This is a genomic window from Mycobacterium sp. MUNTM1, assembly GCF_054660795.1.
The window spans coordinates 125,829-147,510 of record NZ_BAAGDE010000006.1; the positions used below are offsets into that span (position 1 = coordinate 125,829).

The 21,682-nt window shown below is 67.3% G+C and carries 23 protein-coding genes and 1 tRNA gene; 15 read left to right on the forward strand and 9 right to left on the reverse strand.

Going from position 1 to position 21,682, the window contains the following annotated elements; translation table 11 throughout:
* Nucleotides 1–159 precede the first annotated feature (159 nt).
* The 3 genes from ACYQ8K_RS05515 to ACYQ8K_RS05525 form a co-directional block, all read right to left on the reverse strand.
* Nucleotides 160–1,695, reverse strand: a complete 1,536-nt coding sequence (locus ACYQ8K_RS05515; RefSeq protein ID WP_459967442.1) for a sensor histidine kinase — start codon at nucleotides 1,693–1,695, stop codon at nucleotides 160–162.
* On the reverse strand, nucleotides 1,692–2,465 hold the full coding sequence (locus tag ACYQ8K_RS05520) for a response regulator transcription factor (protein WP_459967443.1): 774 nt from the start codon (nucleotides 2,463–2,465) through the stop codon (nucleotides 1,692–1,694). Before ACYQ8K_RS05520 ends, ACYQ8K_RS05515 begins: the two co-directional genes overlap by 4 nt.
* Nucleotides 2,466–2,816: 351 nt before the next feature.
* Nucleotides 2,817–3,089: a hypothetical protein gene (locus ACYQ8K_RS05525; protein ID WP_459967444.1), complete on the reverse strand. Its 273-nt coding sequence runs from the start codon at nucleotides 3,087–3,089 to the stop codon at nucleotides 2,817–2,819.
* Between the two features lie 81 nt (nucleotides 3,090–3,170).
* On the opposite strand from ACYQ8K_RS05525, the gene ACYQ8K_RS05530 reads away from it, so the two are divergent.
* Nucleotides 3,171–4,532 carry a PPE family protein gene (locus ACYQ8K_RS05530; protein ID WP_459967445.1) on the forward strand — a complete coding sequence of 454 codons (1,362 nt, stop codon included), beginning with the start codon at nucleotides 3,171–3,173 and terminating at the stop codon, nucleotides 4,530–4,532.
* A gap of 108 nt (nucleotides 4,533–4,640) precedes the next feature.
* On the opposite strand, the gene ACYQ8K_RS05535 is transcribed toward ACYQ8K_RS05530, so the two are convergent.
* The 4 genes from ACYQ8K_RS05535 to ACYQ8K_RS05550 all read right to left on the reverse strand — a co-directional run bounded on the left by ACYQ8K_RS05535 (nucleotide 4,641) and on the right by ACYQ8K_RS05550 (nucleotide 7,570).
* On the reverse strand, nucleotides 4,641–4,925 hold the full coding sequence (locus ACYQ8K_RS05535) for a WXG100 family type VII secretion target (protein WP_007771417.1): 285 nt from the start codon (nucleotides 4,923–4,925) through the stop codon (nucleotides 4,641–4,643).
* A gap of 43 nt (nucleotides 4,926–4,968) precedes the next feature.
* Nucleotides 4,969–5,265, reverse strand: a complete 297-nt coding sequence (locus ACYQ8K_RS05540; RefSeq protein WP_007168951.1) for a WXG100 family type VII secretion target — start codon at nucleotides 5,263–5,265, stop codon at nucleotides 4,969–4,971.
* Nucleotides 5,266–5,423: 158 nt separating this feature from the next.
* Entirely contained in the window at nucleotides 5,424–6,605 is a 1,182-nt protein-coding gene (locus ACYQ8K_RS05545; RefSeq protein WP_459967446.1) for a PPE family protein, read from the reverse strand.
* 71 nt (nucleotides 6,606–6,676) lie between these two features.
* Nucleotides 6,677–7,570 carry a PE/PPE C-terminal domain-containing protein gene (locus ACYQ8K_RS05550; protein ID WP_459967448.1) on the reverse strand — a complete coding sequence of 298 codons (894 nt, stop codon included), beginning with the start codon at nucleotides 7,568–7,570 and terminating at the stop codon, nucleotides 6,677–6,679.
* Nucleotides 7,571–7,921: 351 nt separating this feature from the next.
* On the opposite strand from ACYQ8K_RS05550, the gene ACYQ8K_RS05555 reads away from it, so the two are divergent.
* Nucleotides 7,922–7,998 (forward strand) — tRNA-Leu (locus ACYQ8K_RS05555).
* A 215-nt stretch (nucleotides 7,999–8,213) separates the two neighbouring features.
* A complete protein-coding gene (locus ACYQ8K_RS05560; protein ID WP_459967449.1) occupies nucleotides 8,214–8,366 on the forward strand; it encodes a hypothetical protein in 153 nt (50 codons plus the stop codon).
* Between the two features lie 4 nt (nucleotides 8,367–8,370).
* On the opposite strand, the gene ACYQ8K_RS05565 is transcribed toward ACYQ8K_RS05560, so the two are convergent.
* On the reverse strand, nucleotides 8,371–8,700 hold the full coding sequence (locus tag ACYQ8K_RS05565) for a DUF732 domain-containing protein (RefSeq protein WP_459967450.1): 330 nt from the start codon (nucleotides 8,698–8,700) through the stop codon (nucleotides 8,371–8,373).
* A 169-nt stretch (nucleotides 8,701–8,869) separates the two neighbouring features.
* On the opposite strand from ACYQ8K_RS05565, the gene ACYQ8K_RS05570 reads away from it, so the two are divergent.
* From ACYQ8K_RS05570 to ACYQ8K_RS05625, 12 genes are all read left to right on the forward strand, one after another.
* The gene (locus ACYQ8K_RS05570) at nucleotides 8,870–10,120 is read left to right on the forward strand and encodes a methyltransferase (protein WP_459967451.1); all 1,251 of its coding nucleotides are present in this window, start codon (nucleotides 8,870–8,872) and stop codon (nucleotides 10,118–10,120) included.
* A 111-nt stretch (nucleotides 10,121–10,231) separates the two neighbouring features.
* On the forward strand, nucleotides 10,232–11,038 hold the full coding sequence (locus ACYQ8K_RS05575; RefSeq protein ID WP_459967452.1) for a hypothetical protein: 807 nt from the start codon (nucleotides 10,232–10,234) through the stop codon (nucleotides 11,036–11,038).
* Between the two features lie 119 nt (nucleotides 11,039–11,157).
* Nucleotides 11,158–11,913 (forward strand): dienelactone hydrolase family protein, encoded by a 756-nt coding sequence (locus ACYQ8K_RS05580; protein ID WP_459967454.1) that lies wholly within the window; start codon nucleotides 11,158–11,160, stop codon nucleotides 11,911–11,913.
* 9 nt (nucleotides 11,914–11,922) lie between these two features.
* On the forward strand, nucleotides 11,923–12,195 hold the full coding sequence (locus ACYQ8K_RS05585; protein WP_065054221.1) for a DUF6295 family protein: 273 nt from the start codon (nucleotides 11,923–11,925) through the stop codon (nucleotides 12,193–12,195).
* 7 nt (nucleotides 12,196–12,202) lie between these two features.
* Nucleotides 12,203–12,973 (forward strand): DUF427 domain-containing protein, encoded by a 771-nt coding sequence (locus ACYQ8K_RS05590; protein ID WP_459967455.1) that lies wholly within the window; start codon nucleotides 12,203–12,205, stop codon nucleotides 12,971–12,973.
* A 167-nt stretch (nucleotides 12,974–13,140) separates the two neighbouring features.
* Nucleotides 13,141–14,535, forward strand: coding sequence for an ammonium transporter (locus ACYQ8K_RS05595; RefSeq protein ID WP_459967456.1), 1,395 nt, complete (start codon nucleotides 13,141–13,143; stop codon nucleotides 14,533–14,535).
* Nucleotides 14,536–14,550: 15 nt separating this feature from the next.
* The gene (locus ACYQ8K_RS05600) at nucleotides 14,551–14,889 is read left to right on the forward strand and encodes a P-II family nitrogen regulator (protein WP_065029682.1); all 339 of its coding nucleotides are present in this window, start codon (nucleotides 14,551–14,553) and stop codon (nucleotides 14,887–14,889) included.
* A gap of 417 nt (nucleotides 14,890–15,306) precedes the next feature.
* Complete coding sequence (locus ACYQ8K_RS05605; RefSeq protein WP_459967457.1) at nucleotides 15,307–16,425, forward strand: WD40 repeat domain-containing protein; 1,119 nt, start codon at nucleotides 15,307–15,309, stop codon at nucleotides 16,423–16,425.
* A 165-nt stretch (nucleotides 16,426–16,590) separates the two neighbouring features.
* Nucleotides 16,591–18,216, forward strand: a complete 1,626-nt coding sequence (locus tag ACYQ8K_RS05610) for a long-chain fatty acid--CoA ligase (protein ID WP_459967459.1) — start codon at nucleotides 16,591–16,593, stop codon at nucleotides 18,214–18,216.
* A 19-nt stretch (nucleotides 18,217–18,235) separates the two neighbouring features.
* Nucleotides 18,236–18,709: an SRPBCC family protein gene (locus tag ACYQ8K_RS05615; protein ID WP_459967460.1), complete on the forward strand. Its 474-nt coding sequence runs from the start codon at nucleotides 18,236–18,238 to the stop codon at nucleotides 18,707–18,709.
* A 25-nt stretch (nucleotides 18,710–18,734) separates the two neighbouring features.
* Nucleotides 18,735–19,625, forward strand: coding sequence for a class II glutamine amidotransferase (locus tag ACYQ8K_RS05620; protein WP_459967462.1), 891 nt, complete (start codon nucleotides 18,735–18,737; stop codon nucleotides 19,623–19,625).
* A gap of 23 nt (nucleotides 19,626–19,648) precedes the next feature.
* Nucleotides 19,649–20,518, forward strand: coding sequence for a patatin-like phospholipase family protein (locus ACYQ8K_RS05625; protein ID WP_459967463.1), 870 nt, complete (start codon nucleotides 19,649–19,651; stop codon nucleotides 20,516–20,518).
* Nucleotides 20,519–20,551: 33 nt separating this feature from the next.
* Here ACYQ8K_RS05625 and ACYQ8K_RS05630 read toward each other — a convergent pair whose 3' ends face one another.
* Nucleotides 20,552–21,616, reverse strand: coding sequence for a patatin-like phospholipase family protein (locus ACYQ8K_RS05630; protein ID WP_459967464.1), 1,065 nt, complete (start codon nucleotides 21,614–21,616; stop codon nucleotides 20,552–20,554).
* Between the last annotated feature and the right edge of the window lie 66 nt (nucleotides 21,617–21,682).

A 21,682-nucleotide genomic window follows, 5' to 3' on the forward strand; every position in this document is an offset into this window, starting at 1 on the left:
TCCCGCCAGCCGAGGTCAGCTCGAAATTAGCTCCGGTGTCATCCGCCGGGGCGACCGGTTGACGGTTTCCTAACAGCGCGGCAGCGGCTCTTTACGGTTCCTTTACGGCCCGCCGACCCGGTAAATGCGCAGACAAAGTGCGAGTGGGGGCCGGCTGAATTACCGGCTCGGCGCAGGGTGGGCCGGGTCGTCGATCAACGGCAGCCGCACCCGGAAAACCGTGCTGCTCTCGTTGGATTCGGCGCTAACCGAACCATGATGGGCCTTGACGATCGAGCTGACGATGGCCAGACCCAGCCCGTTGCCGGTGCCGTTCGATCTCGACTTGTCGGCCCGGACGAACCGTTCGAACAAGTTGGGCAGCAGCTCCGCGTCGATGCCCGGACCGTCGTCGGTGACGGTTAGTTCCGCGTAGGGCGCCCCGGGACCGTAACGGCGGCAGGTGATTCCGGTCGTCACCGTAACCCCGGGCGGGGTGTGCACGCGGGCGTTGGTGAGCAGATTGCTGACCAGTTGATGTAAGCGCGCGTTATCGCCGCGCACCCATACCGGCTCGTCGGGCAGATCTTTGACCCAATGATGCGTCGACCCCGCCACCATCGCGTCGTTCACCGCGTTGCTGACCACCTCCGTCAGGTCGACGTCCTCGGACTGCAGGTCTTGCCCCTCGCCCAGGCGGGAGAGCAGCAGCAACTCGTCGACGAGCGAGGCCATTCGCCGCGCCTCGGACTCGATTCGGGCCAACGCGTATTCGGTGGTCGGCGGCAGGGCCGAACTATCCTGGCGGGTGAGTTCCGCGTAGCCCTGAATGGCCGCCAGCGGTGTGCGCAATTCGTGGCTGGCATCGGTGATGAACTGGCGCTGCCGCAGATCCGAGTCGACCCGATGCGCCAGCGCACTATCGACGTTGTCCAGCAGGCGGTTCAGCGTGTGCCCGACGATCCCGACCTCATTTTGCGGGTTGGTGTCCTGCGGCGGCACCCGGACGCTGATCCGGTGGTCGTCATCGGTGAGCGGCATGGCGGCGACACCGGCCGCGATCGACGCCAGCCGGCGCAACGGACGCAGCGTGTAACCGACCACCCACACGGTGAGTCCGGCGGTGATCACCAACGCCGCCGCGGTGAGCACGATGGTGGTGAGCTGTTTGCGGGCGATGATCCGGTCGGCGAAGTTCTGCGACACCCCGACCACCAGGACGTCGGATCCGGTGACGGTGCTGTCGACGCGGTAAGGCCCCAGCCTGCCGAGGATTTCGGTGCGCGGCGGCCCGTCGCCCCACGTCTGCGCTTGCAGGTCGCGGATGACGTCGGCCGGCGCGGGCTTGGGTTCGTCTTCGGAGAAAACCGCCGACCCGATCACGGTGCCGTTGTGTAGCACGGCGATCAGGTTCCCCGGCGTCTGCCCGGTGAACTCCAGCATCGCCTGTGCGATCGGCTGGGTGCCGGGATGCGGCGAGACGTGTTCGCCGTTGCGGTATTTGGTGTACTGGTGGCTGAACGCGTCCAGGGACTCGGCGACATCTGCATCGCTCATGATGTTGACGTAACCGCGGAGGCTCAGCACCGAGACCATCCCGACCGTCACCAGCACCACGCTGACCACGGCCAGCACCCCCAACAGCAGTTGTCGCCGCAGCGAATGGGGGAACCACCGGGGAAAGACCCGGGATGCGCTGTCGGGGTCTCGTGTCATTCCGCCGGCCGCAGCATGTACCCCACACCGCGGACGGTATGAATCATCGGTTCTCGCCCCGAGTCGATCTTCTTTCTCAGATACGAGATGTAGAGATCCACAATGCTGGTGCGGCCGGCGAAGTCGTAATTCCAGACACGGTCCAGGATCTCGGTGCGGCTCAGCGCGCGGCGGGGATTGCGCATGAGAAAGCGCAGCAATTCGAACTCGGTGGACGACAGCGCTATCGGGTCGCCATCGCGGGTGACTTCCCGGCTGGCGCTGTCGACCCTGAGGTCGCCGACCTTGAGGGTTTCGGCCGTCGGCGTGGGCTGCTGGCCGGAGCGGCGGAGCAACCCACGCAGCCGGGCGACCAGTTCCTCGAGGCTGAACGGCTTGGTCATGTAGTCGTCGGCGCCCGCGGTCAGTCCGGTGACTCGATCCATCACCGAGTCGCGCGCGGTGAGGAAGAGCGTGGGGGTGTAGGCGTCGGATTGCCGGACGCGTTCCAGGATTCGCAGTCCGTCCACGTCGGGCAGCATGATGTCGAGGACGAGAACGTCCGGACTGACCCGGTCGAATTTGGCCATGGCCTCGCGCCCATTGTGGGCGATGTCGACAACCCAGCCCTCGTAATGCAGCGCCATCTTCACCAGATTGGTCAGCGCCGGCTCGTCGTCGACTAGCAAAACCCTGATGGGTGACCCATCGGCACGGTAAATCCTGGGCAGCTGCCCCAGGATGGCCTGGCGTGGGCGCTGCGCGCCTGAGTATCCCGACATCGCGGTCATGTTCCTACATTCTGGCAAGCCACACACAGGACTGTCACGGAGTTCATAGAATTCTCAAATGTAGGGGCTGTTCGCCGGATCACATTCGATGGCATTCAAATATGAGTTTTATATGTGCCGCGTGTGTCGGCTTGAGGCGAGTCTGAATCCGAAAAATACTGGAATGCAGAGCCGTTGGTCTGACACCGACGATCCTATGACGGGTCCGAATCGCCAGACCCACGGCGCAAGAATGGATTTCAATAATACAGCCGAGCTGCATCTCAGTGAATGTCGTCGATGCTCGGTACCTACGCACGACGGCGCGGGACGACGAAGTCCCGATCTTCATCACTTACCAGTTACATGATGTTACGAATAGTGGTTGATTGAAATGTTTTTCGTAGCGCAGCGCACGCTCGTGAAGTCCCCGACCTCGAGTGTGGTGCCGATCCGAATCCGCAGCCATTCCCGGTCGTTCGCGACGGTGGCCACCGCAGGAGCGGCCATTTGCTCGCCTTGCGGCCTGCTCGCGTTCCCGGCCGCCGAAGAGGCGTCGATCGGGGCGACGAACGGTTCGGCGGCACCCACCCGCTCCGCGCCGACGGCACACGACACGCGATCGCCCAAGCCGCTCAACACCATGTGGACGCCGCGCCGTCGCCGGGCGGCACGGTTCGCACCGTCCCGGTGCGACAGCAAACTTCAGTAGAAAGCGGAGAAGCCATGGATTTCGGCGCGTTGCCCCCGGAGGTCAATTCCGGCCGGATGTATCTGGGGCCGGGGCCCGCGACACTATTGGCCGCCGCGGCGGCATGGGACGCGCTGGCCGCTGAGCTGAGCGCCGCCGCGGGGGGCTACGAATCGGTGATCACGACTCTGACCAACGAGTGGCTGGGGCCGACGTCGATGTCGATGGCGGCGGCGGTCGCGCCGTATGTGCTGTGGCTGCGTGCCACCGCCGAGCAGTGCGAGCAGTCGGCCATTCAGGGTTCGGCTGCCGCGGCCGCCTTCGAAACCGCGTACGCGATGACGGTGCCGCCTCCGCTCATCGCCGCCAACCGCGCTCAGCTGATGACACTGGTCGCGACCAACTTCTTGGGGCAGAACACGCCCGCGATCATGGCCACCGAGGCCCAGTACAGCGAGATGTGGGCCCAGGACGCCGCCGCGATGTACAGCTACGCCGCCAGTTCCGCTACCGCTGCGACCTTCAGCGCGTTCACCCCGCCTCCGCAGACGACGAACCCGGGCGGGGTGGCCGGTCAGGCCGGCGCGGTTGCCCAGGCGAGCGCAACCCAGGCCGGCGGCCACGCCCAGACGGCCTCGACGCACGCGCTGTCATCGGTTCCCCAAGCCCTGCAGAGTCTCTCGACTCCCGGGTCCTCGTCGGGCACCGGCCTGGCGCCGGCCGCGGTCGGCACCGGTACGTCGCTGGGGTCCTCGGGAGCCTCCGCCCCGATCAGCGCGCTATCGAGCCTGTCCGGCACGAGCAAAGGTGCCAGCAAGGGCGCGAGCACCGGGCTGAGCGCCGTGCAGGGCGTCGGCGCTGCCCTCGGCGGCGCGACGGGGTCCGGCGACACGGCAGGCCTCGCGTCGGACGCGATTGGCCTGGGATCCGATTTCGCCGGCCTGGGCGCCGACGGTGCCGGATTGGGCGGTGATGGTGCGGGGGTCGCTATGGACGTGTACGGCCTGGGGCTCGACGTGGAGGGCGCGGGTTCCATCATCGGCGCCGAAGGGGGCGCGGCCCCGGGCTTGGGCAGCCTGGGCGACGCGGGCGCGCTGGGCAACCTCGGGCCGGCGGGCGGCCTCGGCGCCACCGCCTCGGCGAGCGTGGGCCAAGCGCCTTCGCTCGGCACCCTGTCGGTGCCCCCGACATGGGCCGAGACGGTGTCGTCGGTGGCGCCGCTGCCGGCTTTCGACGCCGCCGCACCCGGACCGGTGAGCGCGTTGCCGTCGCCCGCGACCGGCACGGGCGTGTCCAAGCTGCCGCTGGGCGCGATGGTGGGCCGCGAGTCCGACGGCGCGGTTCATCGAATCGGGTTGCGCCCCTCACTGTTTCCGCGTTCACCGGTGGCCGGATAACCGGAGCCGGCGACAAATCGGGCTTGCGCTGTGGCACAAGCCCAATCGCCTACCGAACAACGGGGCCGCACACCAAGTGGTGTGCGGCCCCGTTGTCGAGACGAGGTGTCAGGCCCAGCTGGACCCGACGGCGCTGTCGGTGCTGGCCATGTTGCTGCCCGCGGACTGGACCTTCTGTCCGTGGGAGTTGGCCTGCTCGTAGATGACCTGGAAGTTGCGACCCAACTGGGTGATGAACTCCTGGCATGCCACCGAACCCGCACCGCCCCAGAAGTCGCCGGCAGCAAGCACATCGCGAACGATGGCCTGGTGCTCGGCCTCCAAGGACGCGGCCTGGGCGCGGATCAACGCACCGTGGGCGTCGACATCGCCGAACTGGTAATTGATGCTCATTTGGTTACTCCTTAAAAGTGTTGGGCGACAGCGGCTTTGACTGCTAGCTGCTGAGGATTTGCTGCGAGGCCTGCTCTTGCTGCTCGTAGTTGTTCGCGTCGCGGATCAGACCGTCGCGCACCCCGTGGAGCATGTTGACGATGTTGCGGAAGGCCTGGTTGACCTGACCCATGGTGTCGTACGAGGTGGCCTGGGCCTGACCGCTCCAGCCCGAGCCGGCGATGTTCATCGACGACGCCCACATCTTGCGAGCCTCGTCCTCAACGGTCTGGGCGTGGACCTCGAAGCGGCCCGCCATCGCCCGCATCTCGTGCGGGTCGGTCATAAAACGTGTTGCCATGACGGCTGTCTCCTATCTTGAAGCTTCAGTTCGCCGAAGTCTTAGCAGTTGTAATTGATGCGGTGGTGGCCGCGTTGTAAAGAGCCTACGGCCTACCGGTTAATTGCTCGCCTCAAATGGGTGACTTGTACCCCCTTTTCCCATATCAGCGGACCCTCTCAGACGACAACCTGTTTGGGCATGACGATCGGCTTGAAGCCGTACCGAGGTCCGGCGCCGTAGGCGCCCGCGCCCTTTGCTGCCGCCGCCATTCCGGGCATGCCGGGCATCGCGGTGACCGGCTCGGCCGAGGCGGCCTCGGAGGCGACGGTCCAGCCCGAGCCCTCGAGCGGGGCGGCGGCCGAAGCCGCAGTCGCCGGCGCGGCCGTGGACCAACTTGCCGGTACCGAGAGGCCGCCGACCGCCGACGCCTCGCCGACGCTCGCCGACGCCGCCGCGCCCAGACCCCCCGCCGGCGTCACCGCGCTCACCATCGCACCCTCGGTGATGCCCGCCGCACCGGCTGGCGCCACGTCGCTGACCGCGGCCGCGGGGGCCGCGGAGGACAGGGTATGGCCCAGCGAGACCGCTGTCGGGATGGTGTTCATGACGAACCAGGCCGCCGTGTTGACCGCACCGTTGGTGGCATTGAACACCGATGGCGTGCCGAGGAAGCCGTCGATCGACTGCAGCAAGCCCGCGCTCGTCGGAATCGGTGGCGTGGTGTAGCCGGGAATCGCGTCGAGGGGAGCGGCATCCAACGCCTGGACGGTCCCGTTCGCCGAATTGCCCACAAGCGCGCTGTTGTCGATGGCCGCCGCGGCCGTCGGGTTGGTGGTTGACGTCAGCGGCGTCACCGGCTGCAGGGTGCCGGCCGCCGCCGAGGCCGCCTGGTAGGTGGCCATCATGGTGGCGTCCTGAACCCACATCTCGGCGTACTGCGCCTCGGTCGCGGCGATGGCAGCCGAGTTGACCCCCAGGAAGTTCGTCGCGACGAGCGTCGCCAGCAGCGACCGGTTGGCCGCGATCACCGGCGGGGGCACCGTGGCCGCGAAGGCCGCCTCATACGCGGCTGCCGACGCGGTGGCCTGCGTGCTGGCCTGTTCGAGCGCCGCCGCCGTCTCGGTGAGGTACGTGACGATGGGCTGGGCGGCGGTGGCCGCCGCCGCCGCCCCGCCACCCGTCCACTGCTCGGTGGTCAGCAACGAGATGATCGATTCCCACTGGCTGGCGGTCGAGCTGATCTCGGCGGACAGGTTGGCGTACGCCGTAGCGGCGGCCATGAGCGGCCCCGAGCCCGCGCCCGCGTACATGAGCGACGACGTGATCTCTGGTGGTACACCCGCAAAATCAAGAACCATTCCTAATCCCGTTCCTTGTTGTCGGTGTGAAAACGTGCTTGCTGGCCGGTGGGCGAGTCTGTGCCCGCCGCCTAGAGGCTCGACGCCTTCGGCATGACGATCGGCTTGACGCCGTAGCGCGGCGCGCCGAAGCCCGCGCTGTTGCGCGCCATCGCCCCCACGCCCGGCATGCCCGGCACGATCGTTCCGGCGCCGGCCTGCGGCGCGGCGGCCGTCCAGCCGACGGTCTGCAGCGGCGCGGCGGCGGTGCCCGCAACCGGGGTGACCGCACCGGCCCAGGTGGGCGGCACCGAGAGCTTGCTGACCATGGTCGCCTGGCCCATCGCAGCCGCGGGCATCGCGCCCATGCCGACCATGCCGGGGCTGGCCGGTGCGGTCGACGCGGCGAGGTCCGCGGCCCCGGCCGCGGCCGCGGCGTCGCCCGTGTCCGAGGCGGCGGCGGGAAGCAGACCGCCACCGGCCATGCCGAGCAGGTCGGACGCGGCCGACGCCCAGTTGCCGCCGCCGATGTTCAACATGTTGCCCAGGTTGCTGGACAGGCCGAACGGACCGCCCAGACCGGCGCTGTAGTTGCCGGTCCCGCCGAGGAGCCACTGCAGGACGTCGAGCGGGTTGCTGCCGGACGTCGTGGCGTCCAGGGGGCTCGCCGCGATGTTCGCGTTCGAGAGCACGGCCTGGGCCGCGTTGACTGCCTCGGTGTCGCCGTAGCTGTTGGAGCTGACCCCCAGGGTGCTCGCGTACTGCTCCAGCTGAGCCTGGGCCTGCGCCGCGACCGTCTGGTAGGTGGTGCCGTAGGTCGAGAACAGGGCGGCCTGCTGGGCCGAAACCGGGTCGGCGGCCGCCGGGGCGACGACCGTGGTCGCGGCAGCCGCGCCCGCGTTCTGCGCCGCCAAATTGGTGTTGATCCCGCTGAGCAGTTGCTCCGCGGCTAACATCTCTTCAGTTTGTGTTGTCAGAAACGACATCCGTTGCTCCTAGTGTTGGAACGAGTCGACCCCCGGCGTGGATCGACCTCTCTGCACGTAAACGGCCCCTTGCGTGTGCGTAAGGCTAATGACCCACAACCTCACGTTCCCCACCCAAAGGGCGCAGGTGACAGCCGTTTACGGCTTTTTAACGACAAGGGCGGCAGTTTTAACAAGGCCCTGTCGGACGACATAGTGATGTCATCTGAGCGGCGGCCCCGAGAGAGGAAACCGCGCGCGGCGCGCGGATCGTAGCGGACGCCCATGCGGGCCGCACGTTGTACATCTGGCTAATTAGTGAGTCGATGCGATGCCGCGCGCGGGGCCGCAACACGCTAGATTCGCCGCCGGGCCCCCATAGCCCAATTGGCAGAGGCAGCGGACTTAAAATCCGCCAAGTGTCGGTTCGAGTCCGACTGGGGGCACCAAGTCTGCACTGGTAGGGCAAGTGTTCCCGATTCGCTACCGGGCGCGTGCACGCACCCGTCAGACGGAACGCGGCGGGTGCACGTTGCGGTTTGCGATGAACGGGAATCGAGGTATGCGTAGCGCGCAAGCGCATGCCCATGGCGGTCTGTTCGGGAAGAGTCGCCAGGCGCTTACAGAATCCAATACACACTCCACATACGTGGGAAGTCGCCCTATGAACGCTCCGTCCCTCAGCCAAGATCTGTACGGATTCGCCATCGAGCTGCGTCGCCTGGCCTACAGCATGCCCGGCGGGCACGAGGACCCGTTGGTCCGACTCAGCGAGCGCATGATCCACTACGCCGAAGAAGAAGCCGGTAACCCGTAGCGCCCTACATTTTGCTGCGGAATTCGGGGCAGTACGACGCCGTCGCCGCCCCGATCACGGTGCCGGCGCCGTTGGTGCTCAGCCCGAGTGCCTTCTGCACGTCGTCGACCGTCTGGGCCATGGTGTCGCCACCCGCCCAGTCGGCGCACACCGCATGGCCGACATTGATCATCGTTTGGTCGTTGCCGCTGGGCCAGCTGAGCCCCCGCTGGGTCAGCGCGCGCAGAAAGTTGTCGTCAGCCGGGTCGGCGTTCGCGGCCGGGGCGGTGGCGAGGACGATGAACGCGGCCAGGCCGACAGCGATCGGGCCGCGCAAGCTTGCCGTGTTCTTCATTCGCTGACTCCTCGCCGTGGATGGTGCAGGAACCGAATCCTAATTGTGCAGCCCCGAATCGTCAGATCGGAACGAATCGGGGCGGCTGGTGCCGCGGCCGAATGTGGCAGGCGCAGTAAGTTCGTCGTACCGTTGCGCGATTTGCCACCCCGAAGGAGAGAGCGCCGAAGTGACCGAGGATCCGCGGGGCGACGGGGTCTCCCGCCAATACGACCGGTGGGAATATCCGCCTCCGGTAACCGATCTGGCGGCGTGGACCACGAACCACTGGGATTGGTTCGACCCCTACTGGGCCCATCGGATGTTGTGGCCCGACCGGGAATACAAGGCGGACTTGGACATCCTGGTGGCGGGCTGCGGCACCTTCCAGGCGGCCGTGCTGGCCTACATGAACCGCGGGGCCAAGGTCGTCGCGATCGACGTCAGCCAGTCCGCGCTGAATCACCACCGGCGGCTGAAGGACAAGCACGGCCTGGACAACCTGGAGTTGCGGCTGCTTCCGATCGAAGAGGTGTCGGCGCTGTCGCGCGACTTCGACCTCATCGTGTCCAGCGGCGTCCTGCACCACCTGGCCGACCCGCTGGCCGGGTTGACGGCGCTCGGTGAGTGCCTGCGCCCGGACGGGGTGCTGGGCGTCATGCTCTACGCGAGGTACGGCCGGATCGGGGTCGACATGCTCGAGTCGGCGTTCCGCGACCTCGGCCTGTCCCAGGACGACGCCTCGGTACAACTGGTCGTCCAGGCGATCGCGACGCTGCCGGCCGACCACCCCGTGCGCACTTATCTGCACAGCGCGCGCGATCTGATGTCCGAGGGCGCGCTCGTGGACACCTTCCTGCACGCCCGCCAACGCAGCTACACCGTCGACGAATGCCTGGAGCTGGTCGACTCCGCCGGGCTGGCGTTTCAGGGCTGGCTGCGCAACACGCCGTATTACCCGCACGACCTCTTCGCCCCGGCGAGCCGGTTCCAGTCGGTGGTCAACCAGCTGCCCGACACCAAGCTGTGGTCGGTGATGGAACGGCTGCAACCGGCGAACGCCACCCACTTCTTCCTCGCCTGCCGCCCGGACCGACCGAAAGGCGACTACAGGATCGACTTCTCGGCGGCGGCCTGCCTCGACTACGTCCCGGTGCTGCGCGCCGCCTGCGTCTTGTCCGGCGACACCATTCACATGCCCGGCGCGACGCTGAAGCTCAACCCGGCCCAGCTGCCCTTCGTCGAGCTCGTCGACGGCCGCCGCACCATCGCGGCGATCATCGACGGCGTGGCAGAGCGCGATGACGTCAGGCCCGAAGACACCCGGCGTGTGCACGACTTCGGGCTGACGCTGTTCCGGTCGCTGTGGCGCCTGGACTTCCTGGCGATGGCGCTGCACGCCGTGCCGCCCGCTCAGCACCCGGAACCGGTTGTGCCATAACATGTTCGATGAATCGCGATCGGCGGTCGCTACAACCAACGTGCGCGCGGACCAACAGTTTGGGCCTGCCGCCGACCGGGCCGCAAACCGTCATCCATACACTGACCCAGCATGGGCATGCTGTTCGGCCTCGCGCCGTGGATCGTGTATTGGGTACTCGTCGGTAACGTTCCGTTCGTCGCGGCCGTGCTGGTCGCATTGACGATCGCCGCCGCCAGCCTGGGCGTGGGGGGCGCGATCGGCAGGAAGTGGCAGTTCTTCGATTTTGCTTCCGCCGCAGTGCTTTTGATTCTCGCCGTCCTGGCCTTCGCCCTCAGCGATTTGTTCCTGCAGCGGTGGATCCTGCCGCTGAGCAACGCCGGGATCTTCCTGGTAACGCTGATCGGGGTACTGATCGGCAAGCCCTTCGTGGCCGAGTTCGCCGCGGCGGAACAAGCCCCCGACGTCGCCAAGACCGAGCTGTTCGGCCGCGTCGTCAAGGTCCTGAGCTGGCTGTGGGTCGCGACGTTCGCCGGGATGACGGTGTCGTCGGTGATCCCGTCGATCCTGGAAGGTCCCGCAGTGCCCGCTGGGACCACCGCCGCCCTGATGCTGGACACGAAGACACCGCTGTCGTTCCTCTGCTATTGGATCATCCCGTTTGGGCTGCTGGGGCTCGCGGCGGTGGCGTCGCGGCTACTGCCCGACCGGATGCTGGTCGGCATCGACGACGTCGCGCGGGAAACCTCGTTCGTCGCTTACGACGAAGCCACCATCGACGAGCTCTATTTCTTGGCCCAGGAGCACGCCAACCGTGAGGTCGGCCCCGGCAAGGAGGCGTACGCCGTCAAGGTCGGCGGGATGGGAACTCCGTTGACCGGAGACGAGTCCCGCAAGTCGTGGCCCTCGACCTACAAGGTGCGCGACAAGCGGCACTGAACCCGCAGCGTGATTCGGCTACGTTGGTTCTCGGCGGAGCGGCCCCGGACCTGCCGCAGCGCTGAAGCATCCGGTTGGCCACAACGGCAATGCCACCGGAGCGGAGAAAGGGAGTCGCGATGAACGCACCCAGCGCAGACGCCATTCGCGCAGAGACCATCACCATCACTGGCCACGGCGGCGACGAGATCGAGGCATACCAGGCCGTGCCGCTCGCGCAGGCCTCGCGGGGCGGCGTCGTGTGGATCCACCACATGCCCGGGTACGACCGGGAGACCAAGGAGTTCGTCCGCCGGCTCGCCGTCAGCGGCTACAACGCGGTGGCGCCGAACCTCTATTCGCGGGAGGCCCCCGGCGCCGCGCCCGATGACGCGGCCGCCGCGGCGCGCGCCGCCGGCGGGGTGCCCGACGAACGATTGGTCGGCGACGTCGCGGGCGCGGTGGAGCAGCTGCGCACGTTGGACGGCGCCAACGGCAAGTTCGGTGTCATCGGGCACTGCTCGGGCGGGCGGCACGCCTACCTGGCGGCCTGCTCGCTGCCGTTCGACGCGGCGGTGGACTGCTACGGCGCCTTCATCGTCGAGGACCCACCCGAGGGCATGCCCAAGGCGATGAAGCCGATCCTGCACCTGGCCGCAAACCTCAGCTGTCCGCTCCTGGGCCTGTTCGGGCTCGACGACCGGTTCCCGGCGCCCGCCGCGGTGGCCGCCCTGGACGCCGAGCTGAACAAACTGGACAAGCCGCACGAGTTCCACTCCTACGAGGGTGCGGGACACTCGTTCTTCTCCGTCGACCGCCCGGCGTACCGGCCGGAGGCCGCGGTGGACGGCTGGCACCGCATCGACGAGTTCTTCGCCACCTACCTGAAGGGCTAGGCATCTCCCATGTGCACGTATCTCACCGAACATGTCGAGATCGACGGCAGCGGCAAGGGGGCGACGGGATGGTTCGGCGCCAACCGCGCGACGGTGTATGTCGACCACCCCGTCCACGCGCCCTACGGCCACACCGTCAACATCGACGTGATCAACCCGCAGCTCGGCCCGTCTGCACGGGTGGCCCTGGAACTGACCGAGGAGAGCGCGCTGGCGCTGGCCGACGCGATCCGCAAGGCCATCGGTCACGCCCCGGCCGGGCTGGCGTCCAAGGACCAGTAGGTCAGCGATGACCGCCGACTCCGGCTACCCGCAGATGGCCGCCTCGCGCGGCAGGATCGAACCCGCCCCCCGGCGGGTCCGTGGTTATCTCGGCGACGCGCTGGTCTTCGACACCACCGCCGCCCGGTACGTGTGGGAGGTTCCGTATTACCCGCAGTACTACATCCCGCTCGACGACGTCAGTTTCGAGTTCCTGCACGATGAAAACCACGCTCAGACAGTGCAATTCGGCGCGTCGCGACTGTACTCCCTGGTGGGCGCCGGCCAGACGCACGAGTCCGCGGCGCGAGTATTCGATGCCGTCGGGGACGGCCCGCTGGCCGGAACCGTGCGGTTCGACTGGAATCCGTTGCGCTGGTTCGAAGAAGACGAGCCGATCTACGGCCACCCACGCAATCCGTATTCGCGCGTCGACGCCCTGCGCTCGCACCGGCATGTGCGCGTCGAGCTCGACGGAATTGCCTTGGCCGACACCATAACTCCCGTCTTGCTGTTCGAAACAGGTTTGCCGACAAGGTATTACATCGATCCGACCGATGTCGCGTTCGAGAACCTGGAACCCAGTCCCACCCAGACGTTGTGTCCGTACAAGGGGGTTACGTCGGGTTATTGGTCGGTGCGCGTGGGTGACGCCCTGCACGAGGACCTGGCGTGGGCCTACCACTATCCGCTTCCGGCGGTCAGTCAGATTGCCGGTCTAATCGCTTTCTACAACGAGAAACTCGACATCACCGTCGACGGTGTTGGCTTGGAGAGGCCGCAAACGCAGTTCAGCTAGGCGCGCGGCATTCCGAAATGAATTCTTAAAATCGCGCTCATACAGGCGAAACATTGCCATTCGACGCTTCACCCGTCTACGGCGTCACTTCGCACCGCAGCTGATTCTCAAAGGCCTACCGGCCCGAATTGGGGTGTGTCTGAACCATGTTGCCTTATCCAGATTGGGTGAATCCCGGAGATAACGCCTGGCAGTTGGTGGCGGCGACTCTGGTCGGCCTGATGAGCATTCCGGGCATTGCCGTCCTGTACGGCGGAATCGTGCAGAGAAAGTGGGCCGTCAACACCATGTTGATGGCCTTCACCGGATTTTCTTTGGTGCTGGTCGTGTGGGTGCTCTGGGGTTTCAAGATGGGGTTCGGCGAACCGCTGAAACTCGGGCCGGGCATCCTGCAGGCGGCGGTCGGGAAGCCCAGAACCATCCTGAGTAGCAACAACCAGCAGATCGCCTATATCCCGCTGCTGGATGGCACCATGCCGTCTTTCCGCTTCTCGGAGACCACGCTGGCGTACTTCCAGTTCGTGTTCGCCGCCATCACGCCGCTACTTTTTCTCGGCAGCGTGATCGGGCGAATGAGCTTCAAGGTCTGGCTGATCTTCGTGCCGCTCTGGTCGACGTTCGCGTACTCGGTCAATGCTTTCCTGTTGTGGGGCGGCGGCTGGTGGTCACACGCGGGCGCCCTGGATTACAGCGGCGGGTACGTGATTCATCTTGCCGCCGGGACTTCCGGGTTCGTCGCCGCCGCGGTGATAGGTCCGCGCTTGGCGCGGGACCGGGAGCGTGCGGTGCCGAACAACCTGCCGCTGGCCGCGGTCGGCGCCGGGGTTTTGTGGCTGGGCTGGAACGGCTTCAACGGGGGCGACCCGTACTTCTCGGGTGCCGACGCGTCACTGGCGGTGATCAACACCAATCTCGCTACCGCGGTCGCATTGCTGACCTGGGTGATCTGGGACATCTTCGCGAGCAAGCAGCGCAAGCCGACGTTCCTCGGTGCGGTGAACGGGATGATCAGCGGTCTGGTCGCGATCACGCCGGCGGCCGGTTTCGTCAACAGCTTCGGTGCGATGATCATCGGGGCCGTCGCCTCGTCCCTGGTCTGGATGTCATGGAATTGGCTCGGTACGACAAGGCTTTTCAAGAAAGTGGACGACACGTTGGGTGTGTTTCACACGCACGGCGTGGCGGGTTTGGCCGGCGGGTTGCTGGTCGGGGTACTCGCCGACCCGCACATCGTCGAATATCTCGGCGGCAGCACAGGGCAGGACGTGACTTTCGCCGGTTGGCTGTACGGTCACCATCCCAAACAGATATTGATCCAGGCCGGTGCCGCGGGCACGGTCATCGTCTGGGATGCGCTGGTCACGTTTGTCATCCTGAAAGTGCTTGGCCCGTTTATGAAATTGCGGTTGCCGGACGAGGTGTTGGAGACCGGGGACCTCGGCGTCCACGACGAAGAGGCTTACCCCGACGACACACTCGTCACGGGCCGGCGGCTCGAGCCGCTCTCTGCCTCACGGAGTGATTCGGGCGCACCCAAACACGCTGAGCCGGTGGATGATTGAGAATGCGAAGCCGTCATGAAGCTGATTACCGCGATCGTCCAACCCTTCACCCTCGATGACGTCAGGCACGCCGTGGAGTCCGCCGGTGTGCTGGGGTTGACCGTCACCGAGGTCCAGGGGTATGGGAGGCAACGGGGGCACACCGAGGTCTACCGCGGAGCCGAATACGCAGTCGATTTCGTACCGAAAGTGCGGGTCGAGGTGCTGATCGACGAGGAATTCGTGGACCGGGTCACAGGGGCGATCATCGGCGCGGCCCGCACCGGGAAGATCGGTGACGGCAAGGTGTGGGTGTCACCGGTGGAAGCGCTTGTCCGCATCCGGACCGGGGAACGCGACCATGACGCGCTGTGATCCGACGTCCGCCGCGAGAAGGTCACACCGTCGGATGTGTGATTCATCCCTCGTCGCCCGAAAAACCTGAGAATTCCTTACATCCCCAGCCGATAACGCGCTCACGTGGGCTGTTAGCGGCGCGAGCGAAATCCGCCGGAAGCGGGTTTGCCTGACTTTCGCTACGGGTAAGCGACTGCGATACAGCGTGATTGGAAGTCTGAGCAGAACCTGAGTGCGGACAGTGACGTAGCTAACGTCGAGCATCTCGAACTGCGGTGCGGCGATTTTTGGCCAGTAGACTACCGAAAACCAGTCTCGTCAGCGCCTTTCGGTGCTGAAAGCCGGTGGATCCGGAGGCCAAATCGTCGCACACGTACCGGCGGCTTCGCCACTGTGCCCACCAGAGCCGACAAACACAGCAAAGGCGGTGCCAGCGTGAACGATGTGAACGGCCCTAAGGCCGCGCACGACGATCGAGACGCCCGAATCTTCGAGCTCGACACCACCTCGGTGGTGCGCGTGCCATTGCACCACGGCCCGATCAGCGATATCGACATCAGCCCGGACGGGCGCCGGCTGGTCGCAACGAATTACGGTCGCGACATGGTTTCGGTCATCGACGCCAACACGTGTCGTGTCTCGAGCACCGTCCCCGGGCTGGTCGAGCCGTTCGCGGTCACCATGAGCAGCGCGGACTCCAACTACGCCTACGTCAGCATCGCGACCGCCGGCTACGACGCCATCGAGGTCATCGACGTCGTCACGAACTGGCGTATCGCCACACACAAGCTCGCGAACAGCGTCAGCGACCTGACGGTGAGCCCGGAGGGCAAATTCCTTTACGCCAGCCGGAACGCGGTTCGCGGCGCCGATGTGACGGTGCTGGACACCACCACCGGCGAACTCGAGGTCATCGACCTGGCGACCGCGCCGGGCACCTCCGCCGAATGCGTGCGGATCAGCTCCGACGGACGCCGGCTGTACGTCGGCATGAACGCCCCGACAGGCGGCAGCCTGGTCATGATCGAGACGCGGACCCGGTCCGACAATCGCCGGGTCGGCGGCCGGTCGCGCATCGTCGGCGTCGTCGACCTCGGTCTGCCCCTGCGCGATGTGGCGTTGAGCAACGACGGCGGCACAGCGTACGTGGCGAGCTGCGATCCCGTCGCGGGCGCGGTGCTCGACGTGATCGACACCCGGGTCAACAAGATCGTCGGCACCCACAAGATCCCGGAGATCACCGGCCCGCTCACACGGATGACGCTCAGCCGCGACGGCGCGCGGGCCTACCTGGTCAGCGACGACCGCATCACGGTGCTGAGCACCCATCAGCAGGACGTGGTCGGCGAGGTCAGGGTGTTCCAGCACCCGTCGTGCGTGGTGGAGAGCCCCGACGGCACCCATCTCTATGTCGCCGACTACTCCGGTGTGGTCACCGCGGCGCGCATCTCCTCGAGCGCGCCATCGCAGGCCCGCGACGGTGCGAGCGACCGGGACCTGTCGGTCGCCGGCTGGCTTCCCGAACTGCCGGAGTGGGAACCGGTCCTGGTCTAGGCTCGCCGGTGCGGCGCGGCGTCCAAAGCGACCCCGGCGGAACGGAATCCACCAATCGACCGTCAGCACCCTCAGGTGCTGACACTCTCGGCGGGTTGAGGCTTAGGGTGGGAGGCGGCCGACGGCACAGGCGGGTGCTGCCCCGAGAGTTAAGGCGGTAGATCAGTGGACGGCACGATGCAGGACTATCCGTTGACCATCACCGCGATCATGCGTCACGGCTGCACCGTGCACGGCGAACGCACCGTCACGACGGCCACCGGTGACGGCTACCGACGCACGACCTACCGGGAGCTGGGCCGGCAGGCCGCGCAACTGGCGAATGGCCTGCGCCGGCTCGGCGTCACCGGTGACCAGCGGGTAGGCACGTTCATGTGGAACAACGCCGAGCACCTCACCGCATACCTCGCCCTGCCCTCGATGGGCGCCGTCCTGCATACCCTCAACATCCGGCTGTTCCCCGAGCAGATCGCCTTCGTCGCCAACGAGGCCGAAGACCAGGTGGTGCTGGTCGACTCCTCACTGGTGAAATTGCTGGCACCCGTGCTGCCCGAGCTCGAGACCGTGCACACCGTGATCGTGGTCGGCGACGACACCGAGGCGCTGGAGGGCGCGGGCAAGACCGTGCTGCGCTACGCCGACGTCCTCGACGGCGAGTCCACCGAGTTCGACTGGCCCCGCATCGACGAGAACTCCGCGGCCGCGATGTGCTACACCAGCGGCACCACCGGCAACCCGAAAGGCGTTGTCTACAGCCACCGTTCGAGCTTCCTGCACACGATGGGCGCGTGTACCACCAACGGCATCGGCGTCGGGGCCACCGACAGCGTGCTGCCCATCGTGCCGATGTTCCACGCCAACGCCTGGGGGCTGCCGTACGCGGCGCTGATGGCCGGCGCCGACCTGGTGTTGCCCGATTGCCACCTCGACCCCCGCTCGCTGGTCGCGATGGTCGAGGACCTGAAGCCCACCGTGACCGGCGCGGTGCCGACAATCTGGAACGGCGTCCTGCATCACCTCGAGGACGACCCCGACCACGACATGTCGTCGCTGCGGTTGGTGGTCTGTGGCGGCTCGGCCGTCCCGGTGTCGCTGATGCGCACCTTCGAGGAAAAGCACGACGTGCAGATCCGTCAGCTGTGGGGCATGACGGAGACGTCGCCGCTGGCCACCATGGCGTGGCCGCCCCCGGGCACCCCGGAGGACCAGCACTGGGCCTTCCGCGGGACGCAGGGTCAGCCGGTGTGCGGGGTGGAGATGCGCATCGTCGACGACGACGGTCAGGTACTGCCCAACGACGGCGAGGCCGTCGGCGAGGTCGAGGTCCGCGGACCGTGGATCGCCGGCTCCTACTACCTGGGCCGCGACGAATCGAAGTTCGACTCCGGCTGGCTGCGCACCGGCGACGTGGGCCGCATCGATGAGCGCGGGTTCGTCACCCTGACCGACCGTGCCAAGGACGTCATCAAATCCGGTGGGGAGTGGATCTCCTCGGTCGAGTTGGAGAACTTCTTGATCGGGCACCCGGATGTGGTCGAGGCCGCCGTGGTCGGTGTTCCCGACGAGCGCTGGGAGGAAAGGCCGCTCGCGGTGATCGTGGCCAAGGAGGGCGCTGCGGTGAGCCCCGAACAGCTGCGAAACTTCCTCGCCGACAAGGTCGTTCGGTGGTGGCTGCCCGAGCGGTGGACCTTCGTCGACGAGATCCCGCGCACCAGCGTCGGCAAGTACGACAAGAAAACCATCCGGTCGCGTTACGCCGAGGGCGAATACCAGGTGATCGAGGCGCGCTGAGCGCAAAGGCGTTACACCAGTGGCACATTCATTCATCGTCGATCAATCCGTGGTCACCCCGGTCGCGGTCCAGGATGCCTTTCACGGCACGCTGCCCATTCCGCTGCCGACGCTTTTCCACCGCTGGTACGGGCCGTTCCCGCCGATCAGGGAGGTGCGCGAGCAGACCGGCGCCTGGGACGCGGCGGGCCAAACCCGCGTCGTGCACCTGGCCGGAGGCGCCACCATGCGCGAGGAACTGACCAGCGTCGACCCGCCGCGCTCGTTCGGCTACCGGCTCTCGGAGATCACCGGCCCGATGGCGCTGCTGGTCGACCACGTTCTCGGCGAATGGATCTTCGCCCCGGCCGCGGGCGGCACGCAGATCACCTGGCGCTGGGACATCCGCCCACGCTCGGCGTTGACGGCTTGGGCCCTGCCGGTGCTGGGCAGGATGTGGAAGGGCTACGCGCGCCAAGCGCTGCACGACCTGTCGGCCGTGCTGACGGGCTGACCCGCGACCGCTAGCGTGGGAAGTCATGTGCCGACTTTTTGGCCTGCACGCCGGAACGCACGCGTGCACCGCGACCTTCTGGCTGCTGGACGCCCCGGACAGCCTGGCTCAACAGAGTAGGCGCAACCCGGACGGCACCGGGCTGGGCGTCTACGACGAACACGGCCGGCCGCACCTGTACAAGGAGCCGATAGCGGCCTGGCAGGACGCGAAATTCGCGACCGAGGCGCACCGGATGACCGGCACGACCGTCATCGCCCATGTCCGCTATGCCACCACCGGTTCGCTCGACATCCACAACACCCACCCGTTCCTGCAGGACGGGCGGATCTTCGCGCACAACGGCGTCCTCGAGGGGCTGGACATCCTCGACGCGCGGCTGCGTGAGGTCGGCACCGACGACCTGGTGTTGGGCGACACCGACTCCGAGCGGGTGTTCGCGTTGATCACCGCCGCCATCCGGGCGCGCGACGGCGACATCACGGCCGGCCTCACCGACGCCATGCGATGGCTCGCCGAGCACGTCCCTATCTACGCGGTCAACGTGTTGTTGTGCACGGCCACCGACATGTGGGCGCTGCGATACCCGGAGACCCATCACCTCTATATCCTGGATCGATCCGACGACGCGGCTTCGCATGACTCCGAATTCGACCTGTGCACCAACCGAATTCACGCCCGCTCGGAGCATCTGTGTGAACGGTCGTCGGTGGTGTTCGCCACCGAGGTGATGGACGACGAGCCACGCTGGCGGCTGCTGCCGGCGGGTGAACTGTTCCATGTCGATGCGGCTCTGCAAATCCACCGCAGCATGATCCTGCCGGACCCGCCCAAACATCTGCTGCGTCGCGAGGACCTGAGCTCGCCGGTGGAGGAGTCGCAGCACGCGCTGCCGAACACCCGACAACTGGCCTGACGCCGTTTGGCAAGGTAGACGACGTGACACTCAATCGCGCCCTGGTGCTGGCCGGTGGGGGAATAGCGGGAATCGCCTGGGAGACAGGTGTTCTGCGGGGCATCGCCGACGAGTCGCCCGCGGCGGCCCGGCTGCTGACCGAATCGGACGTGCTGGTCGGGACATCGGCCGGCTCGGCCGTCGCCGCGCAGCTGAGCAGCGGCCACACCCTGGACGAGCTGTTCGACCGGCAGGTCGCCGAGGCGTCGGCCGAAATCGATTCCGGTGTCGACCTCGAGACCATCACCGAAATGTTCCTGACGGCCCTGGGCGAGCCCTACGAGGACACGCTGGACCGGACCCGGCAACAGATGCAGCGCATCGGCGCGGTGGCGCTGGAAACCAAAACCGTTCCGGCACGGGTGCGCCGCGACGTCATCGCGCGGCGCCTGCCGTCACACCACTGGCCGAACCGGGAGTTGCGGATCACCGCGATCGACGTCGACACCGGCGAATTGACCGTCTTCGACCGCGGCTCCGACGTCGAGCTGGTCGATGCCGTCGCGGCCAGCTGCGCGGTGCCCGGGGCATGGCCGCCGGTGACCATCGCGGGCCGGCACTACATGGACGGCGGCGTCGCCAGCTCGGTCAACCTCGTGGTGGCCGCCGATTGCGCGACGGCGGTGGTCTTGGTGCCCTCGGGCGTCGATGCGCCGGCGCCGTTCGGCGCCGGGCCGGCCGCCGAGATCTCCGCGTTTCCCGGCGCGGCGCTCGCCGTCTTCGCCGATGCCGATTCGCTGGCCGCCTTCGGGCCCAACGCGCTGGACCCGGGCTGCCGCATCCCGTCCGCCCGGGCCGGACGCGAGCAGGGCCGCCGCGAAGCCGCGGCCGTCGCCCGGTTTCTGGGCCTGTGACAGCGCTTGACGCGCAAGAGATTTGAGCGCCGCTCAGCGTTCGATCGCGGGCGGGACGTCTCGGTCGTCCTCGACTTCCAGGGCGTCCAGCGCGTCGTCCGCCAGCGCGCGGCCGGCGGCGATCACCTCCACCGCCCGATGGAATTCCAGGGCCCGGCACGTCGAGCGCGGGACCTCGATGTGCAGGTCGGGCGGGTAGACCGCCAGGGTGTGGCGGGCCAGGGCGGCCTGGGCGATGTCGATGGTCCGGTTCATCACCTCGAAGCTGCCCAGTTTCGGCACGTCGGGTCCGACGCCGGCCAGCTCGCCGGCGTCGTCAACCGGCTGCTCGCCCTCCTGGGTGTCCGTCCAGCCGTCCGGCTCGCCGGGCGGCCCGCCCAGCCTGCTCAACACCGCGCGGGCCGTCGGCCGATCGAGCAGCGACCGAGCGGCGGCCGTGTCGAGCAGCGCCGAGGTGCTGCGCACCATGCGGGTCAACCACTCGACGGTGGCGCCCGGCTCCGGTTCGCGGTTGCTGATCGCCTCGCTGCCAGACAGGCTCACCGCGATGGTCAGGTCGGCGTTGACCGCGGCGAGCGGGGCCAGCGGCAGCGGGTCCAGGATGCCGCCGTCGGCGAGCAGCCGCCCGTCGACGGCGTGGGGTGCGATCACGCCGGGGATCGCGATGGACGCCCGGATCGCCTCGTCGAGGGGGCCGCGCTGAAACCACACCGACTTGCCCGCCAGCAGGTCGGTCGCCACCGCGGTGTAGGGGACGGGCAGGTCCTCGATGGCGACCGGGCCCAGGATGTCGCGCACCGCGTCCAAGATCTTGCCGGCCCGCATCACGCCGGCCGCGCTGATGGACGGGTCCAGCAGCCGCAGGATGGTGCGCTGGGTCAGCGACTTCGCCCAGTCGGCGAACTCGTCGAGCCGCCCGGCCGCCTGCAGCCCGCCGACCAGCGCGCCCATCGACGAGCCGGAGACGCCGACGATGTCGTAGCCGCGCGCCACCAGAGCCTCGATCACCCCGATGTGCGCGTAGCCGCGGGCGCCGCCGCTGCCGAGGGCGAGTGCCACCCGGGCCGGTTCTGATCGACGCGGAAGTTCGTCGGGCACCCCTATATTTTGCGCGGAGGAGGGCGGCCGGCGGGGGGCGCGGGCACTTTTTTCAGCCGTGATCCC

Excerpts from the sequence above, each read along its gene's own strand:
- ACYQ8K_RS05515 (WP_459967442.1), bottom strand. The coding sequence starts at position 1,695 with ATGACACGAGACCCCGACAGCGCATCCCGGGTCTTTCCCCGGTGGTTC.
- ACYQ8K_RS05520 (WP_459967443.1), bottom strand. The coding sequence starts at position 2,465 with ATGACCGCGATGTCGGGATACTCAGGCGCGCAGCGCCCACGCCAGGCC.
- ACYQ8K_RS05525 (WP_459967444.1), bottom strand. The coding sequence starts at position 3,089 with ATGGTGTTGAGCGGCTTGGGCGATCGCGTGTCGTGTGCCGTCGGCGCG.
- ACYQ8K_RS05530 (WP_459967445.1), top strand. The coding sequence starts at position 3,171 with ATGGATTTCGGCGCGTTGCCCCCGGAGGTCAATTCCGGCCGGATGTAT.
- ACYQ8K_RS05535 (WP_007771417.1), bottom strand. The coding sequence starts at position 4,925 with ATGAGCATCAATTACCAGTTCGGCGATGTCGACGCCCACGGTGCGTTG.
- ACYQ8K_RS05540 (WP_007168951.1), bottom strand. The coding sequence starts at position 5,265 with ATGGCAACACGTTTTATGACCGACCCGCACGAGATGCGGGCGATGGCG.
- ACYQ8K_RS05545 (WP_459967446.1), bottom strand. The coding sequence starts at position 6,605 with ATGGTTCTTGATTTTGCGGGTGTACCACCAGAGATCACGTCGTCGCTC.
- ACYQ8K_RS05550 (WP_459967448.1), bottom strand. The coding sequence starts at position 7,570 with ATGTCGTTTCTGACAACACAAACTGAAGAGATGTTAGCCGCGGAGCAA.
- ACYQ8K_RS05560 (WP_459967449.1), top strand. The coding sequence starts at position 8,214 with ATGAACGCTCCGTCCCTCAGCCAAGATCTGTACGGATTCGCCATCGAG.
- ACYQ8K_RS05565 (WP_459967450.1), bottom strand. The coding sequence starts at position 8,700 with ATGAAGAACACGGCAAGCTTGCGCGGCCCGATCGCTGTCGGCCTGGCC.
- ACYQ8K_RS05575 (WP_459967452.1), top strand. The coding sequence starts at position 10,232 with ATGGGCATGCTGTTCGGCCTCGCGCCGTGGATCGTGTATTGGGTACTC.
- ACYQ8K_RS05580 (WP_459967454.1), top strand. The coding sequence starts at position 11,158 with ATGAACGCACCCAGCGCAGACGCCATTCGCGCAGAGACCATCACCATC.
- ACYQ8K_RS05585 (WP_065054221.1), top strand. The coding sequence starts at position 11,923 with ATGTGCACGTATCTCACCGAACATGTCGAGATCGACGGCAGCGGCAAG.
- ACYQ8K_RS05590 (WP_459967455.1), top strand. The coding sequence starts at position 12,203 with ATGACCGCCGACTCCGGCTACCCGCAGATGGCCGCCTCGCGCGGCAGG.
- ACYQ8K_RS05600 (WP_065029682.1), top strand. The coding sequence starts at position 14,551 with ATGAAGCTGATTACCGCGATCGTCCAACCCTTCACCCTCGATGACGTC.
- ACYQ8K_RS05620 (WP_459967462.1), top strand. The coding sequence starts at position 18,735 with ATGTGCCGACTTTTTGGCCTGCACGCCGGAACGCACGCGTGCACCGCG.